General features: G+C 60.8%; 14 protein-coding genes. 9 read left to right on the top strand and 5 right to left on the bottom strand.

What is annotated here, in order from left to right; all coding sequences use genetic code 11:
• The first annotated feature begins 38 nt into the window (after positions 1 to 38).
• Positions 39 to 2,513, top strand: coding sequence for an ATP-dependent helicase HrpB (hrpB, locus tag ACAM27_RS02220; RefSeq protein WP_369612473.1), 2,475 nt, complete (start codon positions 39 to 41; stop codon positions 2,511 to 2,513).
• Positions 2,514 to 2,576: 63 nt separating this feature from the next.
• Here hrpB and ACAM27_RS02215 read toward each other — a convergent pair whose 3' ends face one another.
• Positions 2,577 to 2,942, bottom strand: a complete 366-nt coding sequence (locus ACAM27_RS02215; RefSeq protein ID WP_011783655.1) for a DUF6746 family protein — start codon at positions 2,940 to 2,942, stop codon at positions 2,577 to 2,579.
• Between the two features lie 153 nt (positions 2,943 to 3,095).
• Between ACAM27_RS02215 and ACAM27_RS02210 the strand changes: the two genes are divergently transcribed.
• Together ACAM27_RS02210 and ACAM27_RS02205 are read left to right on the top strand one after the other, a co-directional pair.
• On the top strand, positions 3,096 to 3,914 hold the full coding sequence (locus ACAM27_RS02210; protein WP_369612472.1) for a RimK family alpha-L-glutamate ligase: 819 nt from the start codon (positions 3,096 to 3,098) through the stop codon (positions 3,912 to 3,914).
• A gap of 170 nt (positions 3,915 to 4,084) precedes the next feature.
• Complete coding sequence (locus ACAM27_RS02205; protein WP_023008100.1) at positions 4,085 to 5,260, top strand: type III PLP-dependent enzyme; 1,176 nt, start codon at positions 4,085 to 4,087, stop codon at positions 5,258 to 5,260.
• 30 nt (positions 5,261 to 5,290) lie between these two features.
• On the opposite strand, the gene ACAM27_RS02200 is transcribed toward ACAM27_RS02205, so the two are convergent.
• The 4 genes from ACAM27_RS02200 to ACAM27_RS02185 are packed head-to-tail and all read right to left on the bottom strand — an operon-like array spanning position 5,291 to position 9,790.
• The gene (locus tag ACAM27_RS02200; RefSeq protein ID WP_369612471.1) at positions 5,291 to 6,493 is read right to left on the bottom strand and encodes a CynX/NimT family MFS transporter; all 1,203 of its coding nucleotides are present in this window, start codon (positions 6,491 to 6,493) and stop codon (positions 5,291 to 5,293) included.
• An 11-nt stretch (positions 6,494 to 6,504) separates the two neighbouring features.
• Positions 6,505 to 6,900 (bottom strand): ectoine synthase, encoded by a 396-nt coding sequence (locus tag ACAM27_RS02195; protein WP_022991806.1) that lies wholly within the window; start codon positions 6,898 to 6,900, stop codon positions 6,505 to 6,507.
• 50 nt (positions 6,901 to 6,950) lie between these two features.
• Positions 6,951 to 8,381, bottom strand: a complete 1,431-nt coding sequence (locus ACAM27_RS02190) for a GTPase/DUF3482 domain-containing protein (RefSeq protein ID WP_369612470.1) — start codon at positions 8,379 to 8,381, stop codon at positions 6,951 to 6,953.
• Positions 8,378 to 9,790 (bottom strand): DUF2868 domain-containing protein, encoded by a 1,413-nt coding sequence (locus ACAM27_RS02185; RefSeq protein WP_369612469.1) that lies wholly within the window; start codon positions 9,788 to 9,790, stop codon positions 8,378 to 8,380. The genes ACAM27_RS02190 and ACAM27_RS02185 overlap by 4 nt, the downstream gene beginning before the upstream one ends.
• Positions 9,791 to 9,877: 87 nt before the next feature.
• On the opposite strand from ACAM27_RS02185, the gene ACAM27_RS02180 reads away from it, so the two are divergent.
• The 6 genes from ACAM27_RS02180 to ACAM27_RS02155 all read left to right on the top strand — a co-directional run bounded on the left by ACAM27_RS02180 (position 9,878) and on the right by ACAM27_RS02155 (position 17,628).
• Positions 9,878 to 10,240, top strand: a complete 363-nt coding sequence (locus ACAM27_RS02180; protein ID WP_369612468.1) for a DUF6164 family protein — start codon at positions 9,878 to 9,880, stop codon at positions 10,238 to 10,240.
• Positions 10,241 to 10,493: 253 nt separating this feature from the next.
• The gene (locus ACAM27_RS02175; protein WP_369612467.1) at positions 10,494 to 12,596 is read left to right on the top strand and encodes a 3-hydroxybutyrate oligomer hydrolase family protein; all 2,103 of its coding nucleotides are present in this window, start codon (positions 10,494 to 10,496) and stop codon (positions 12,594 to 12,596) included.
• Between the two features lie 103 nt (positions 12,597 to 12,699).
• Positions 12,700 to 14,145 (top strand): sigma-54 interaction domain-containing protein, encoded by a 1,446-nt coding sequence (locus ACAM27_RS02170; protein WP_374730296.1) that lies wholly within the window; start codon positions 12,700 to 12,702, stop codon positions 14,143 to 14,145.
• A gap of 312 nt (positions 14,146 to 14,457) precedes the next feature.
• Positions 14,458 to 15,510, top strand: a complete 1,053-nt coding sequence (locus ACAM27_RS02165; RefSeq protein WP_011783665.1) for a TRAP transporter substrate-binding protein — start codon at positions 14,458 to 14,460, stop codon at positions 15,508 to 15,510.
• 115 nt (positions 15,511 to 15,625) lie between these two features.
• Positions 15,626 to 16,264, top strand: coding sequence for a TRAP transporter small permease subunit (locus ACAM27_RS02160; RefSeq protein ID WP_011783666.1), 639 nt, complete (start codon positions 15,626 to 15,628; stop codon positions 16,262 to 16,264).
• A complete protein-coding gene (locus tag ACAM27_RS02155; RefSeq protein ID WP_011783667.1) occupies positions 16,264 to 17,628 on the top strand; it encodes a TRAP transporter large permease subunit in 1,365 nt (454 codons plus the stop codon). Before ACAM27_RS02160 ends, ACAM27_RS02155 begins: the two co-directional genes overlap by 1 nt.

The following is a 17,628-nucleotide window of genomic DNA, read 5'->3' as shown; positions in this document are numbered from 1 at the left end:
GGTAAACTGCGGCCACATTCCGGCAAGCACCCAGTACCATGCTCCCGATTGATGGCATCCTCCCAGAACTGACCCGCACACTGGCAAAGACCACCACCGCTTTGCTCCAGGCGCCGCCCGGCGCGGGTAAAACCACCCGGGTACCGTTGGCGCTGCTGGATGCGCCCTGGCGCGATGGCCGAAAAATCCTGATGCTCGAACCCCGCCGACTGGCGGCCCGGTCGGCAGCGCGGTATATGGCCCGGCAACTGGGAGAGGCGCCCGGGCAGACGGTGGGCTATCGCACCCGACTGGATACAAGGGTCTCCGGCACCACCCGGATCGAAGTAGTGACCGAGGGCATACTCACCCGCCTGATCCAGAACGACCCCATGCTGGAAGACTATGCCGCCGTTCTGTTTGACGAATTTCATGAACGCTCCCTGCAGGCCGATCTGGGCCTGGCCCTGGTGCGTGAAAGCCAGCAGGCGCTGCGGGACGACCTGCGCCTGCTGGTGATGTCCGCGACACTGGATACCGCGCCCATTGCCAGGGTGCTGGGGGATGTGCCGGTGATTTCCAGTGAAGGCCGGGCGTTTCCGGTGGATGTCCTGTATCGACCCCTGTCCCGCAATGCCCGGATGGTGGATCACGTAACGGCGGTGGTGCTGGAGGCCCTGGGAGACCAGACCAGCTCGGTGCTGGTGTTCCTGCCCGGGGCCGGTGAAATTCGCCGGGTGGCGCAACAGCTGGCCGGACAACTGCCGGCAAACATGGTGCTGGCACCCTTGTACGGCAACCTTAAGGCTGAAGAACAGGACCGGGCCATTGCACCGGCCCCGGAAGGTGCCCGCAAGGTGGTCCTGGCCACTGCCATTGCCGAGACCAGCCTGACCATTGAAGGCGTTCGGGTAGTGGTTGATGCTGGCCAGCAGCGTCGGGCCGTATTTGATCCCAACAGTGGCATGACTCGCCTGGTCACCGGCCGGGTGTCCAAAGCCTCTGCCGAGCAGCGTAAAGGCCGGGCAGGACGGGTTGAGCCGGGAGTGTGCTACCGGGTGTGGAGCGAGTCGGAGCAGTTCGGCCTGGCTGACTTCACGCCGCCGGAGATTCAGGAGGCGGACCTGGCGCCGCTGGTGCTGGAGCTGGCCCAGTGGGGGGCCCGTTCACCGGATCAGGTGGCGTGGATTGATGCGCCGCCAAAAGCCCACTGGCAGCAGGCGGTGGAGGTATTGCAGTGGCTGGATTTGCTGGATGCTGACGGTGCTATTACCGATCACGGCAAGGCCGCCCGGGATCTGGGGATGCACCCTCGTCTGGCCCATATGGTTCTCCGGGGCAGGGCCCTGGGATTTGGCCAGCTGGCGGCGGAACTGGCGGCATTGCTGGAAGAGCGTGATTTGCTGGGGCCAGGCTCCGGTGCGGATTTGCACGAACGGATCCGGGTGGTACGGGGACAACGGCCACCCCGTGGCCTGGATACGGCCCGGTTACAGGCGGTACGGCAGGCGGCGAAACGGTTGTGCCGGGAGCCGGGGTCACGGAGCGAACCCGTTGCTACCGAGGTGGGCCGGGTTTTAGCCCAGGCTTATCCGGACCGCATTGCCCGCCGCCGTCCGGGCGAGGCGCCGCGCTACCAGCTCAGTAATGGCAAGGGGGCGAGCCTGAGGGACGATGATCCGCTGGCCCGGGAGGACTGGCTGGTGGCTGCGGACCTGGACGGTAAGGCCCGTGAGGCGACGATTTATCTGGCGGCGCCAGTGGATCTGGGGGATCTGGAGCAGGACCTGGCTGCGCACATACAAGAACGGGAAGAAGCCCTCTGGGACGACAAGCGGGGCACAGTGGTGGCGCGTCACGTGCGTAAGCTTGGCGCCCTGATACTGGCGGAAAAGCCGTTGCAACAGGTGGCCCCCGAACTGATCCAGCAGGGTTTGCTGGATGCCGTCCGTCGCAAAGGACTGGACCGGCTGCCCTGGAATGAGGCCGCCCGCCAGTGGCAGGCCCGGGTGCAGTTACTGGCCACACAGTTCCCCGGTCACTGGCCGGATGTGACGGATTCTGCCCTGCTCGCCGGTGTGGAAAGCTGGTTGGCGCCGTTTATGGCCGGCATGCAGCGGTGGTCGGATCTGGCCCGGATTGATCTGACATCCGCTCTGAACAGCCTGCTCGCTTATCCACAGCAACAAGAACTGGATGAACTGGCTCCGGAAGCTCTGGCCATCCCCACCGGCCAGAAGGTGACGCTGGATTACACTGCCGACAATGGCCCGGTGCTGGCTGCCAAGCTGCAGGCCCTGTTTGGCTGGACTGAAACACCGACGGTGGCGGGCGGCCGGGTGCCCGTGGTAACCCACCTCCTGTCCCCGGCCCAGCGCCCGCTGGCGGTCACGGCAGATCTCGCCAGCTTCTGGCAGAACGCCTATCCACAGGTACGAAAAGAACTCCGGGGCCGCTACCCGAAACACCCCTGGCCGGAAGATCCACTCACGGCCCAGGCTCAGCAGGGAACGAAAAAACGCTCCGCAGGCTAACGCGCCCATGGCAGGCTCCCGTAAATTAGCGAATAATAACCGGAGCTTAGCAGCCCGTGGCCGTTACCGGATGATGGACCGGCTCTTTTCCAGATACACCGCGCCTTGCTCTTTCACGGTATCCGGGGCTGCGTGCTCGGAAGCCTTGTGCACTTTCTCCAGCCGCTCGGCAATGTCCTCCAGCTCATGGTCCAGTTTGCCCAGGGCATTTTCCAGAGTGTAGGTGAGCTGATGGACTTCACTCATGGCCTCTGGTGTCAGATCACCGGCCAACACCTGCTCAAGCCGGTTGTTGTACTCGGAGAAATTGGCCACCGCCTGTTCCAGGGTTTTCGAGGGTTCGCCTTTGTAGTGATCGTACTCATCATCGGCGAAGGCCGGAAGGGTGAACAGCAGGGTGGCAGCGGCCAGCATCAGGTGTTTTGTCATGGTCAGTTCCTCATTAGTGATAACTAATGCGAATTATTGTCAGTATCATTAACTGTGACCATGAGATCGGTCAATTTACGCATAAAATAACCCTTGCCAGGGTTCCAAAGCTGGATAAAATGCAGCCAATTTTCACTCTGTGCGGCTGTCACCATGCACCTTGTCTCATTCAACGTGTTCCGTACCCTTGGCTTTCCCGACACCACTGTACTGAAGCCCGAGCATTTCCTTCGCCACAAGCCGCTGTTGCAGGAGGCGGACTGGGTACTGTTCCCGGAATACTGGCAGATCAACGCCCTGGTGCATGGCTTGAAGTGCCGGGTGTTCCCCAGTATCGCCAGTTATCGCATTGGTCACGACAAAGTGGAAATGACCCGCGCCTTTCAGACCGTGGCGCCGGAACACACACCCTGGACCTTGATTGAAGCCAATGGTCCACAGGAACGTGACATGCTGTGGGACACCATGGCCCTGCCCTTCGTGGCCAAACTACCCAAGGCCAGCATGGGCGAAGGTGTGTGGTTGATCGAGTCCCGGGCCGACTGGCTTAAGTATTGTGATCGCACAGACGTTCTCTACGTGCAGGAATACCTTCCGATTGACCGGGATGTGCGGGTGGTTGTGGTGGGTGATCGCGTGGTGACCGCCTACTGGCGTACCCAGGCGGAGCAGGGGTTCTACAACAACGTCGCCAAGGGGGGCCAGATTGTGACTGGTGATGTGCCGGCGGCGGCTACCGATCTGGCCCTGCGCCTGGCCCGGGAGCTGGAAGTAGACCATGCCGGCTTTGATATCGCCCTGGTGGAAGGCTATCCCTATGTGCTGGAATTCAACCGTCTGTTCGGCAATCAGGGCCTGGGTCAGGGCAGTGATCTGAAAGATGCCATACTGGATTATCTGCAGCGCCAGAGCCGACCCCAGGACCCGGATGGCCCCACCGAGCCAACGCCGCTGTGGCCAGTAGCGGTGTGACACAGAATACTGTGCCATAGGTCCGGTTTCGGTCACCGGATTTATGGGTATAACTGCGCATTTGCGGTGATTGGAAAAAGGCCCGATGATCGCGCCATTCACGGGTAATACAGCCAGTCTGTGCTACCCTTTTTTTATGCCCGTTTACCCTGTGGAGGGACACACCACCCATGATCCAGACGCCTAACGCCGATATCGCCGACTACTACAGTGCCGAGACTTTCAAGCGGATCAAGGACTTTGCCGACGGCAAGGAAACCCCGTTTGTGGTGATCGACACCCAGACCATTGACCGTCAGTACGAAGAGCTGGTGGAAGGGTTTCCTTACGCCAAGGTCTATTATGCGGTGAAGGCCAACCCGGCCCCGCAGATTCTGACCATGCTGCGGGACAAAGGTGCGAATTTTGATATCGCTTCGGTGTATGAACTGGACAAGGTGATGGCCCTCGGTGTGACCGGCGACCGCATCAGTTACGGCAACACCATCAAGAAGGCAAAAGACATTCGCACCTTCTACGAGAAAGGTGTGCGCCTGTACGCCACCGATTCCGAGGCGGACCTGCGCAATATTGCCAAGGCAGCACCGGGCTCAAAGGTGTATGTACGGATCCTGACCGAAGGCACTCTGACCGCCGACTGGCCGTTGTCCCGCAAGTTTGGCTGTCAGACCGATATGGCCATGGATCTGCTGATCCTGGCCCGTGATCTTGGCCTGGTGCCTTACGGTGTGTCGTTCCACGTGGGTTCCCAGCAGCGCGAAATCGGTGCCTGGGACGCTGCCCTGAACAAGGTGAAGGTGATTTTCGAGCGCCTGAAGGAAGAAGACGGCATCGAGCTGAAGATGATCAACATGGGCGGTGGTTTCCCGGCCAACTACATTACACGGACCAATGAACTGGGGGTGTACGCGGAGGAGATTGCCCGTTTCCTGCACGAGGACTTTGGTGACGACCTGCCCGAGATCATCATTGAGCCGGGGCGGTCACTGATTTCCAATGCCGGTGTGTTGGTCAGCGAGGTCGTGCTGATTTCACGAAAATCCCGTACCGCCCTGCACCGCTGGGTGTTTACCGATGTCGGCAAGTTTTCCGGGCTGATCGAGACCCTGGACGAGTCCATCAAGTTTCCGATCTGGACCGAGAAAAGCGGTGAAGGTGAGGATTGTGTGATCGCCGGACCGACCTGTGACAGTGCCGATATCATGTACGAGCATCACAAGTACCCGCTGCCGCTGAATCTGGCGATCGGAGACCGGATGTACTGGCTGTCGACCGGGGCCTATACCACCACCTACAGTGCCATTGAATTCAACGGCTTTCCTCCGTTGAAGGATTACTACATCTGACCGAAGGTCAGTGAGGTATCTCAGAAAGGATCAGCTCGCGGGCTGATCCTTTTTTCGTTTCAGGTCCAGGGTGAAAGCCAGGGGTAACACCAGCAGGCTGTAGGCCACCATGGCCATCACGGCATGACGGGTGTCGCCAGTCCAGTCGGCGAGCAGGCCGCCGAGCATGGGTACTGAGAAGGCCATGGTATAGCCCACCAGGAAGGTCCCGGCAGACAGCCGCCCGGTTTCGGCGGAGTTCACCAGCAAAGGCGGCAGCGCCACCAACAGGATCAGCAGAATGCCGGCCACGAAGCTCATCAGCGTCGCGCTGGCAATGAACCACCAGCCTTCGAGTATCAGAGTGCCAACGGTGCCGGTAATGCTCAGAACCGCCATGACGACAATGAAGGTGCGGCGGCCGACCCAGGCCCGCGCCATTTTCAGCATTACCAGGGAGGCGAAGACCTGAGCAATGTTGTACCAGAACAGGGCCTCGGACAGCAGGCCGATACGCCCCTGTTGTTCCAGCAGGTTACCCATGTAGGCGTTGAGGCCGAAGAACATGGAGCCGGAGAGCCCCAGTAGCAGGCCCAGGCGCAAGGTAAGCGGGTTTTTCCAGTCGGGCAGCCAGGCGGCTTTGCGTGCGGGCCGGGCCAGGTCCCGTTTGGGCAGAAACAGGGCGGCGACTACCAGCAGGGCCGGCAGCGACCAGGCCAGCATGGTGGCGCGCCAGCTGTTGTCCAGCAACGGCATAAGAACCGGCAGGGTAATGCCGGCGCCGATGAACTCACCCATGAGCATGCCGTTCATGTAGATGGCTGAGCCCAGAGCAATGTGATGGGGTTCCAGCCAACGCGGCAGCAAGGCTGGCAGCGCTGGTTGCATCATCGCCACACCCAGGCCCATGACGGCGCTGGCTATCATCAGGGTGAAGGTGTCCGGTACCAGACCACGGCCGGCCGAGCCGATGACCATGATTACCATGGCCAGTGCCAGGGTGTTCCTTGGGCCGATGCGGGAGATGGCCAGCGAACCGGGCATGGCGCCAATGGCCAGCATCAGGATGGGCAGTGTGGTCAGGGCGCCGGTCAATGCCTGGGTCAGGGCCAGCTCATCGCCAATGAAGGGTGCCAACGGCGGGGCCACCAGCACGGGTATGCGCAGGTAAACACCGGCCAGCCAAAGCAACACCGCCACCGGCAGCAATCGGGCTGGCGGTGGCGGTGTGGTCGCGGCGGTTTGAAATGCCACGGCGGAGCGAATCAGTCTTCGCTGGTATCCGGCAGGTAAGCACCGTCTTCGTCGTGCACTTCCCGGCCGGTTACCGGCGGGTTGAAGGCGCAGATCAGGCGCATGTCTTCAGTGCCGCCGTACAGGGTGTGACGGTCGTGCTTGTCGAGGGCGTACAGAGTGCCATCGGTGATTTCGTGCACTTCGCCGGTGGCGAGGTCCTTGATGCGGCCGTTACCCGCCACGCAGTAAACCGCTTCCAGGTGGTGCTTGTACCAGAAGGTGTGCTCGGAGCCGGCCTTGATAATGGTTTCGTGGAAGGAGAAGCCCATGCCATCTTTCTTCAGCAACAGGCGGCGGCTGGTCCACTGCTTGTCGCTGACTTCACGCTCGGTACCGATAATGTCTTGCACTCGTACGATTTTCATTCGCATTCCTCATTTTGTGATGGAATAGCCATACAGTATAAACATGCGGCTCAGGCTCGATTCAACCGCCAGTCGTCGTATGCCGCCAGGGCGTGCTCGATGGCGGCGGCAAATTGTTCCCTCTGCTGATGGGTCAGAGCTCGTTGTTTCCGGCACCGTTCGAAGGCTTTCTGGATTTCCCGCCGGCTGGCTTTGTCGAGCTGTTCCAGCCAGTGATGGTCGGCCGGTTCCAGTTCCAGCAAATCCCGCCCGGCGTGGTTCCGCTGGCTGATATGCCACCAGTGATCCACCGCCCGCCCTAACACAACATAGCCGAACTGGCTGTCCTGTACAGGCCCGAAGCTGGCGGTTTTCAGGCCGTCCTTCATGGGCCCGATGCTCAGTGCCGGCAAAACCAGGCGATCCCCGTAGAAGTAACTGCCGGCAGCGCCAATCAACCCTCCGAGCAGGGCGCCGGTGCCCAGCGACGAGCCAAACGTTACGGCATCAATGCCGGCACCGCTCACCGCTCCGGCACCAAAGCCCGCGGTGGCCAGGTACCGCTTGCTGACCGCCCAGTGCTTGCGGGTGTCCTCGGAAAACAGATCGTGCTGGCTGTGCCATTGGAGTTCGGCTTCCTGGCGGCGGATGCGCTGATGCTGGTACAGGTGCTCGATGTCGATCCTGAGGGCCTGTTCCCGCTGGCGTTGGTGCCGGTACCAGCGATCCCGTAGGGTCTCGGCGAGGCTGGCATCGCTGGTTTCGGCGATCTGGTTGAGCGTCAGTGTGCGCCGTTCCTGATAGGACATCAGGTCTTCCAAGGCTCGGGCAACCAGGCCCGCCGCCTGGCGTCGGCGCTGGCGGCGCTGTTCGGACAGGAACCGGGTGGCCCGTTCCAGCGGCGCCTCCCAGTCCGGTTCCAGCTGGCCGAAAGCCCGTAACAGGCTAAGATGTTGCTCAAAAGGGGCGCGAACAGCATCGAACTTGCGGACAACCTGAAAGAACTGGCCCAGTGCGGCCTGCCAAGTGTCGCTGTAATCATCCTCACCGATACTGTTGATCAGCGCCAGGCTCGGACGCCCGGTCCAGCGCAGGATGGTCATTTCCGCCTCGTGCTCGGCACTGTAGGGCACCGAGCCATCCACCACGTAGATGATCCCGGCGCCTTCCACGATCGGTGCCAGCAATTCACATTCATCGACAAACCGGTCATCGCCCCGGTGCTGGAGCACAAAAGCCCGCACGGTTTCCGGGTGATCCGAGGCGGAAATGCTGTGGGCTTCCAGCCACTGTAATACCCGCCGTGGGCGCTGGAAACCAGGGGTGTCCACCAGGGTATAGAGTTTCTGGCCATCAACGCTCAGTGGATAATCCTGCCGGGCCCGGGTGGTACCGGGTTCCAGGGCAATGGCGATAGCGTCGTTCTGGGACAGGGTGGCGACGACACTGGATTTGCCCTTGTTCGGGTGGCCGACCACGGCGAATACCGGAGCATTGGTCATGGTTGTGCGCTCCCGGCCAGATAGGGGTTGGGCTCGTCGACAGGTGGCAAGGCTACCGAGGCAAAGCCCGGAGCCAGGCGTTCTGTAAACCGAAGCCAGGGCTGAACCAGGTGGGCCTGCGGTGGCTGGTTCGGATCGCTCGCCAGCGGCAGCAGGGTTACCCGGCTATTCGAGGGCCAGCGCTCCCGGGCGGTCTCCAGAAAATCGTGCAGCTCGCCGGTGGGCGGCTCCCAACTGCGGGTGACGACAATGACTGCCGGATGTTCCTGGCCGGCCAGATGGACGCTTACTTGTGCCAGTACGTCTTCATCCTGGGCCAGACTGGCCCGGCCTCCGGCCCGGAAAATTCGGCAATCCGGTGCCTGCAGGCGTTGGGGCAACTCCGGTTCGCCGGCACCGGCCCAGCAGATCATCAGCGGGGTGTCCGGCAGTTGGTCTGGCTGGGCCCGGGTGCGGGTGTCTGGCAGGTCGGCGGCATCGTTGTGGCTGCTACCGGTATCCAGGGTGGCGGTTTCCATCCGGTATAACAGAGCCTTCATGCCGGGATGGCCGGCCAGCAGCCGAGTGGCACGACGGCGTAGCAGGCTTTGACTGAGAACCAGCAACAGCACACGCGGTATCACCGTCCAGGTCAGCCATAACATAACCACGAAGGGCCACCACTGGCCCCAGCGTGAAGGCTCGACTCCGGTTGTGACAGGAGCGGCGCGAAAGAACCGGGTTACTTCCACCAGCTCCAGGGATGGCACGGCGGAAGGCCACAACCAGGACCAGGGCGCCGCCAGGGCGCTGACCAAATGGTGGTAGCCGGAAGCGGCGGTATCCAGAGTGGTGCTCCAGCCAAAGGCCAGGTCCTGGACCACCACCATGATCAGCAGCGTGGCCAGGCCGGCAAGACCAAAAGCAACGCCGCCGGCGTGGGCCGCCCGCGCCATCAGTAGTGGCTGGAGCCGGGCCCGGGTCGGGCTGGCGTGGTCCAGGTGCAGACGTTTCAGCAACCAGCGCCAGGGTTGCCAGCCGACTATGGCCTGTACCGTGGTGGCCAGTGCCAGCAGCAACTGGAACAGCACAAAGGTCAGAATCACGGTGATGTTGATGCGCTGGCCGCCGTCATAGAACAGCAGGCCCAGCATGGTCACGATGCCCATCAGGCAACCGGCACCGGTGAAGCCGCTGGTTGCCCGGCGCCAGAGTTTCAGTTCCCGACGGCCAGCCGTCACGGTGCCGCCGGGGCCGGACAGTCGATCCATGTGTGCCAGCCAGCGCGAAGGGCTGGGCTTTATTCCCTGCTGTTCGCAGTCCAGAGCAAAGCGCCGGTCCCGGCGGTGGAGAAAGGCGGGGGGCTGATCCCTGTCCCGCTGGACGCGGTCGTCAAAATCCAGCAGCAGACGAAGGGGGTTCGGGCTCATGCAGTGTCCTGATGCAAGTTCGGTCGTGGGTGCTTTGCTGTTAGCATATAGGCAATTACGATCCTGATACCAGCCAATGGACGCGCCATGCCCCATCACCTGATGAATCTGCGCCATGTACCCGACGACGAGGCCGACGAGATCCGGGCTTTGTTCGAGGAGCATGAGGTGCGCTACTACGAGACCCCGCCCAGCCGATGGGGCATCAGCATGGGCGGCTTCTGGGTTCACGATGCGGACGAAGCGGAGCGAGCCAAGGCGTTGCTGGAGGAGTATCAGCGTCAGCGTTTCGAGAGGCAGCGCCAGGCCTATGAGCAAGGCCTGGCCCGCGGCGAAATCGGCGGCATCGGCTCCATGTTTCGACGCTATCCGCTGCGGACTCTGGCGGCCTGCCTGGCCATCGCTGCAATTGCGGCAATCAGCTTGCTGCCCTTTGTCCGAATAGGCTAGTTTCGCTGCCCGTTGTCTGGTTTTTCAGACAGTGTTCGGTCTGCCGGACAGTCTGCGGCCAGCGGCGATGCTGCGCGCGTGCCATGCCATTGCACGCGCAACCGCTGTCCGGAATTCCGGAATAGCCCCCTCTCAAGTGCCAGTAATTTTTCATTTTTCTAAATATATTCATGGTCTTGTCCGGTTGGCACAGGATCCGCATGGGCCGTGGCGCCCATGGGGCCGATTCAACAACAACAAACAAGGACCGACCATGAAACGAATGATGCTCTGCACCCTGATAGGTGCTGCCACGGTAACGCTCACTGCCTGCAAGAAGGACGAGGTGTTCAACTCCTTGCCTGATTTCCTGGTGAGCGATGTCCAGCAGTTTGCTTACGATGGCAATACCGATGATCTTCTTACCGCTGGCCTGGGGCCGGAGGGTCTGGCCAGTGCCACACCACCGGCGTTTGTCGATGCCCTGAATCCGACACCGGCGGAGTTGCGCCGACTGGCCATCTACAACAATTACCGGGCGCTGGTGGATACCGCACCCGGAGGAGGTTATGGCAGCCTGTTTGGCCCGGCCGTGGGTAACGCCAGTGGCCGAATTCCGGGCCAGGAATTCATTGCGCTGATGCAGGTGCCGGGCGCCACGGTGCCGGTGACGGTAATGGCCCAGGTGCCCGACAGCTTTGATCCGGATTTTCCGTGCATGGTAACCGCGCCCTCCTCGGGTTCCCGCGGGATATACGGCGCCATTGGCACCGCCGGGGAGTGGGGCCTGAAAAAGGGCTGCGCAGTGGTTTATACCGATAAAGGCACCGGTACCGGCGCCCATAACCTCGCCACAAACACCGCCCAGTCCGTGAACGGAACACTCACCATGGAACCTGAAGAAGCCTTGTTCCGGGCAGATCTGGACGCTCAGAGCCGGGATGATTTCAATAGCCAGTGGCCGGATCGCTTCGCCTGGAAACACGCCCATTCCAAACAGAACCCGGAGGCGGACTGGGGCCGGCATGTGTTGCAATCCATTGAGTTCGGCTTCTATGTGCTGAACACACTCCATGGCCGGGAACTGGGTAATGGTGAAACTCTCCGGACCATCAACCCGAGGAACACCCTGGTGATTGCCTCCAGTGTTTCCAACGGTGGCGGAGCCTCGGTGCGGGCGGCGGAACAGGACGAGAAAGGCCTGATTGATGGTGTGGCGGTGTCTGAGCCCAATGTGAATCCGGCTGTGGACCGGAGTTTCAGCATTCATCAGGGCAATGGCCCTGCGCTGACGGAACACAGCCGCAGCCTGCTGGATTACACCACCGCGCTGGCGGTGTACCAGGGTTGTGCCAACCAGGCCCCCGGCATCCGCGATCTTGCCCCCCTGAACGGCATGTTCAACCCGCCGGCGACTGGCCAGAACATCTGCCACTCCTTGTTCAACAAGGGGCTGGTGTCTGGCGCAACCAAGGATGACTGGGCCCTCGATGCGCAACGGATCCTGAACGAGGACTTCGGCGTGCAGCCGGAGCAGAACCTGCTGGCGCCGGTGCATTTTGGCCTGGCGGTCGCCCAGAGCATTGCCATGACCTACGCCAATGCCTATGGTCGCGCGGGTGTTGAAGACCGGGTGTGTGGCCTGAGCCTGGCGGCGACCGGCAGTGCCGGCGCGGTGGTGCCACTGGCGCCTGCGGCCGAGGCGGCGCTGTTTGCAGCGAGTAACGGCATTCCGCCCTCCGCTGGTGTGAATCTGGTCTACGACAACGCCGAGGGCCAGCCCACGAACCTCGCCGTTAGCGCTTCGCCCAGTTCCAGCCAGGTGGATTACGGTCTGGACGCCCTGTTGTGCCTGAGAAGTCTTGCCGAAGGCAGGGATGTGGTGACCGGCGAGCCCCTCGAGGGCGATCGGGCCGAGCTGCATGAAGCCATTAGCCGTGGCATTTCAGCGGTGCGGGCCAGCGGAGACCTGCAGCGCAAGCCGACGGTGTTTGTCACCGGGCGGGCCGATGCCATCCTGCCCATCAACCACACCTCCCGGCCCTATGTCGGCCTGAACCAGGCAGTGGAAGGCCGCCACAGCAACCTGCGCTATTACGAAATACTCAACGCCCATCACCTGGACGTGCTCAACGGCTTTCCGGGCATCGGTGACCGCTATGTGCCGTTGCATCACTACTACTTCCAGGCACTGGATCTGGTGTGGGCCCATCTCGTCGAGAAGCAGCCGCTGCCGCCCAGTCAGGTGGTGCGCACGGTGCCCCGGGGCAGCCTGACCACGCCCCTGACCCTGGCGAACCTGCCGCCCATTCAATCCGAACCGGCGGAAGCGGACCGGATTGTCTTCACCGGTAACCAGTTGCAGATCCCGGACTGATTACCGACGGTTGAAATGCCACCTTTGGAGGTTTGCCCCCGCACCGGGGGCTTCCTATACTCCCGTGACGGCGTCCGGAAATCCGGACGCCCAAGGATTGCCCATGAAACCATCCCCACCCGTGAGCACGCGGACTATGAGCGAGTTGTTTACCAACAAGAACAAGAGCGGCCTGACCCGTGACCTGATCGAAGCCCTGTTCCCGATGTTTGAGGAGGCCAGTGCCGGTGCCATCGCTGTTGACCGTGAGACCAACATCACCTGGATCAACAGCAGCTATTCCCAGCTGCTGGGCCTGGTGGACCCTTCCCACGCCATTGGCAAACCGGTGCGCAAGGTGATACCGCAGACCCGGATGCCAGAGGTGATTGAAACCGGCAAACCTCTGTTGCTGGACATCATGGAGCACAATGAGCAGCAACTGGTGGTCACTCGGTTGCCGTATTACGACGATCAGGGCGGCATTGTCGGTGCTGTTGCCTTCGTGCTCTACGATGACCTGCAACCACTGACACCGCTGGTGTCCAAATACCGGCGCCTGCACCGGGATCTGGCTGCTGCCCGCAAGGCCCTGGCGAAGAAAAGCCGTGGCACCCGCTACAGTCTGGGCGATTTTGTCGGTGGCAGTCCGGCGGCCCTCGAAGTAAAGCGCCGGGCGCGACTGGCGGCAGGTCGGGACATGCCGGTACTGCTGCTGGGGGAAACCGGCACCGGCAAAGAGGTGTTAGCCCAGGCTATCCATGCGGTGTCGCCCCGGGCAGATAAGCCCTTTGTTGGTGTGAACGTGGCTGCGGTGCCGGAAAACCTGCTGGAGGCGGAATTCTTCGGTGTCGCCCCGGGCGCGTACACCGGTGCAGACCGTCGTACCCGGGAGGGCAAGTTCCAACTGGCCAACGGGGGCACGCTGTTTCTGGATGAGATGGGGGATATGCCGCTGCCGTTGCAGGCCAAGCTGTTGCGGGCATTGCAGGAGGGCGAGATTGAGGCTCTGGGCTCGAATAAGGTTACGACCGTGGATGTGCGGGTGATTGCGGCCACCAGTCGCAACCTGGAGGCCATGATTGCCGAAGGCAGCTTTCGTTCAGATCTCTATTACCGGCTGAATGTGCTGGAGATCAATATCCCGCCCCTGCGGGACCGATTGGCCGATCTGGGCGTGCTGTGTGAAGCCCTGCTGGGTGAAATCTGTGAGGGCCAGGACATGCGTGGCGAAATTACCGATGCCGGCGTCGCGGCCCTGGGCAGTTACGACTGGCCGGGCAACATCCGGGAATTGCGCAACGTGCTGGAGCGGGCCCTGACCATGAGCGAAGACGGTGACCTGCTGGATGCCGATGCCATCTTCAAAGTGTTACCCCGTGCTGGCCAGCGTCTGGTCTCTCCGGTTCCCGCCCGCTCTGTGCGGCCGCTGGCCCGCATTGTAGCTGAGGCCGAAGCCCAGGCCATTGAAGAGGCCCTGGTGACCTGCCGTGGCAACCGTACCAAGGCCGCCCGGCTGCTGGGGATTTCCCGTTCTGTACTCTATGAAAAACTGGCCAAGATGTCCTGAAATCCGGACATCTGTCTGGCTATCGGGACAACTACGTACTACTGAGGTCTATATGTGTCTTTATATCCGGACGGTTTCTTCGGTTGATCCTCACAAGAATCTACCTAACACTTTGAAAAACAATAACTAATTTATTCTGGTATGCCCCGTGCTTTGGACCGTGTGCAGGACGTCAGAACAATGCAGACAACAAGACTGGCGTTACCCGTTGGACCCGCGAGACCCCCTGTCCGTCTGTTCCTGCATTGTCTGACTATACTCAGATAAGGCCGTTAAAGGCCGCACACAACAACAAAGCAAGGAGACTTGCCAATGAAACTTCTCAAGGCTCTCACCGGTGTTGCCGGTGCGATTGCTCTCACCACCGGTTCTGCCTTCGCCGATGATCTTCGCTGGAAAATGCCGGTTGCTTTCGCCACCAACCTGCCTGGCCTGGGTTCACCAGCGGCCTGGGTAGCCGATAACCTGACCACGGCTTCTGATGGCAGCATTCAGGTCCGTGTTTACGAACCCGGAAAGCTGGTTCCACCATTCGATATTCTCCAATCTGTCTCTGATGGCAAGGTCTCCGCCGGTTACACCTGGATCGGGTACGACCAGGGCAAGGTGCCGGCGATTCCACTGTTTGCGGCCGTGCCTTTCGGAATGAAGCCCTGGGCCTACATCGGTTGGTACTACTACGGTGGCGGCCACGAGTTGTTGCAGGAAACCTACGCCAACAAGGGCTTCAAGGTACACGCCCAGCTGTGTGGCATTATCGGGCCCGAAACGGCGGGTTGGTATGCCGAGCCGATTGAGTCGCTGGAAGACTACAAAGGCCTCAAAATCCGCTTTGCGGGCCTGGGCGGCAAGGTTCTCGAGAAGCTGGGTGCGTCTGTCACCATGATGCCGGGTGGTGAGCTGTATCAGGCACTGGAGAAAGGAACCATTGATGCCACGGAATTCTCCATGCCTGCCATTGATCAGATCCTGGGCTTCAACCAGGTGGTCAAGTACAACCTGTTCCCCGGCTGGCATCAGCAGTTCACCGCACAGTACATGCTGATCAACCAGGATGAGTGGGACCGCACCACTGAAGCCCAGAAAGCGCTGGTTGAAGCCTCCTGCACTGCAGCCACTACTCGTGGTCTGGCCGAAGGTGAGTACAAGAACGGCAAGGTTCTGGCGGAGTTCCAGGACAAGGGCGTTCAGGCCGACCAGATTCCCCGCGATGTCCTGCTCAAGCTGAAAGAAGTGACCGAGGAGGTGCTCAAGGAGGAAGCATCCAAGGATGCTGACTTCAAACGTGTCTATGAAAGCCAGCAGGCGTTTATGGAAACCTACAAGGTGTGGGATACCCGCGCCTACGTTCCGGCGGATCTCTAAGGTCCGGGGCTGACTGCGGGGGCCGGGCGATGACCGGTGCCCCCTGATCGAGTCTGGATGGCCCCGCGGGGCCATCCCTGTTTACCCGTAGGCTTTCTGAACGAGGAACGGTTGTATGGCAGTGTCTGATAAAGGCTCACCGCCTGAGGTGCACGCGTCGGCGTCGGACGCCGGTCAATTTATTCATCACCACACCGAATTTCCGACCACCCGGTTCAGCCAGGTTCTGGACGGTGTGATTTCTGCGATAGGCAAGAGTGCTTCCTGGCTCTGGTTTGTGGTCACCGGCGTGATCATTTATGCCGTGGTGGGCCGCTATGCGTTTGGTATGGGGTCGGTCACCCTGGAGGAAGTCCAGTGGCACCTGGCCGGCGCTGGTTGGTTGTTGGGACTGGGCTATACCCTGGTAACTGATGATCACGTGAGGGTGGATGTCATCCATGAGCGACTGTCGCTCAGGGGCCAGGCCTGGATTGAACTGTTTGGCCTGCTGTTTCTCTTGTTGCCGTTTCTGGGATTGGCGGTCTACGAGATGATTCCCTATGCAGTGAGTTCCTGGGAGCAGGGCGAGACCAGCCAGGCACCGGCGGGCCTTCCTTACCGCTGGATTCTCAAGGGCATTCTGGCGCTGTCTTTTGCCCTTCTGATCATAGCGGCCCTGTCCCGTCTGCTGAAAGTGACCGCTTTGCTTTTCGGCTTTCCGAAGCCAATCCGGGTCGAATCCGGTGAGAACAAGAAAGAGGATGCGTCCTGATGGAGCTTGAAACCCTGTTTGTAATCGGCATGTTCCTCACCTTCGGGGCATTGCTGATGACCGGTTATCCGGTTGCGTGGGTATTGGGTGGCACCGCGGTTATCTGGACCGTTGTTGGTGTTGTCGCCGTTGAGAATTTTGGAGCCAATCTGTGGTTCGATTATCAATCTTCCATGGGTCTTGTGCCCGAGCGAATCTGGAAGGTGGTCAGTAGTGAAACTCTTGTGGCCCTGCCCATGTTTATCTTCATGGGCATCATGCTTGACCAGTCCGGCGTGGCCGAGCGACTGATGAACAGCATGGTCAAACTGTTTGGCGCCGTGCGCGGCGGCTATGCGGTGACCGTCATTGTTATTGGCGTCCTGTTGGCCGCGACCACCGGTATCATCGGGGCTTCCGTGGTGCTCCTCGGTATGTTGTCCCTGCCGGTAATGATGGAGAACAAGTACGACAAGGGCTTTGCGGTGGGTACGGCGTGTGCCACCGGGACCCTGGGGATTCTGATCCCGCCCTCCATCATGCTGGTTCTGATGGCTGACCGGCTGGCGGTCCCCGAGGCGTCCGTAGGTGACCTGTTCATGGGTGCATTCTTCCCCGGACTTATGCTGGGCGCCATGTATGTGGCCTACGCCATCATCCGCCCGATGCTGCAACCGAATATTGCGCCGGTGCCAGAGGGTACCGAGAAAGTGAGCTGGGCCATCGTCTGGGATGTGGCGAAGGCAGTGGTGCCAACGGCCGCATTAATCCTGGGTGTATTGGGCTCTATCTTCGCCGGCATAGCCACTCCAACGGAGGCCTCCGGTGTTGGCGCGTTGGGCGCTCTGCTTCTGGCTCTGATGTCCGGCCGGCTGAACCTGAATGTGCTTAACTCCTCCATGCAGCAGACCACCCGCACGGCGGCTTTCATCTTTGCCATTTTCCTGGGTGCGACTGCATTTTCTGTCGTGCTGCGCGGTCTGGGTGGCGATCAGGTAATTGAAGACGCCCTGCTGGGCCTTCCTTTCGGACCCTACGGCGTCGTTCTCACCATTCTTCTGGGTGTTTTCCTGCTGGGATTCTTCCTGGACTGGGTGGAAATCACCCTGATCATTTTGCCGCTGGTGGCGCCGGTCGTTCAGCAACTGGGTTTCGATCTGGTGTGGTTCACCATTCTGTTTGCCATGTGTCTGCAAACGTCTTTTCTGACACCGCCGGTCGGGTTCGCACTGTTCTACATCAAGGGTGTCGCACCGCCGGAGATTAAAGTCACCGATATTTATCGTGGTGTTATTCCGTTCATCATTATCCAGCTGGTCGCTCTGGCCATCGTGTTTGTGGTTCCGGAAATCGCGACCTGGCTGCCGGGTGTGGCATACGACTAA

This window comes from Marinobacter sp. RI1 (assembly GCF_041155085.1).
Lineage (GTDB): Bacteria > Pseudomonadota > Gammaproteobacteria > Pseudomonadales > Oleiphilaceae > Marinobacter > Marinobacter nauticus.
This window is presented reverse-complemented; position numbering and strand designations above follow the sequence as displayed.

Coding starts and splice junctions, on each gene's coding strand:
- hrpB (WP_369612473.1), top strand. CDS start 39: ATGCTCCCGATTGATGGCATCCTCCCAGAACTGACCCGCACACTGGCA.
- ACAM27_RS02215 (WP_011783655.1), bottom strand. CDS start 2,942: ATGACAAAACACCTGATGCTGGCCGCTGCCACCCTGCTGTTCACCCTT.
- ACAM27_RS02210 (WP_369612472.1), top strand. CDS start 3,096: ATGCACCTTGTCTCATTCAACGTGTTCCGTACCCTTGGCTTTCCCGAC.
- ACAM27_RS02205 (WP_023008100.1), top strand. CDS start 4,085: ATGATCCAGACGCCTAACGCCGATATCGCCGACTACTACAGTGCCGAG.
- ACAM27_RS02195 (WP_022991806.1), bottom strand. CDS start 6,900: ATGAAAATCGTACGAGTGCAAGACATTATCGGTACCGAGCGTGAAGTC.
- ACAM27_RS02190 (WP_369612470.1), bottom strand. CDS start 8,381: ATGACCAATGCTCCGGTATTCGCCGTGGTCGGCCACCCGAACAAGGGC.
- ACAM27_RS02185 (WP_369612469.1), bottom strand. CDS start 9,790: ATGAGCCCGAACCCCCTTCGTCTGCTGCTGGATTTTGACGACCGCGTC.
- ACAM27_RS02180 (WP_369612468.1), top strand. CDS start 9,878: ATGCCCCATCACCTGATGAATCTGCGCCATGTACCCGACGACGAGGCC.
- ACAM27_RS02175 (WP_369612467.1), top strand. CDS start 10,494: ATGAAACGAATGATGCTCTGCACCCTGATAGGTGCTGCCACGGTAACG.
- ACAM27_RS02170 (WP_374730296.1), top strand. CDS start 12,700: ATGAAACCATCCCCACCCGTGAGCACGCGGACTATGAGCGAGTTGTTT.
- ACAM27_RS02165 (WP_011783665.1), top strand. CDS start 14,458: ATGAAACTTCTCAAGGCTCTCACCGGTGTTGCCGGTGCGATTGCTCTC.
- ACAM27_RS02160 (WP_011783666.1), top strand. CDS start 15,626: ATGGCAGTGTCTGATAAAGGCTCACCGCCTGAGGTGCACGCGTCGGCG.
- ACAM27_RS02155 (WP_011783667.1), top strand. CDS start 16,264: ATGGAGCTTGAAACCCTGTTTGTAATCGGCATGTTCCTCACCTTCGGG.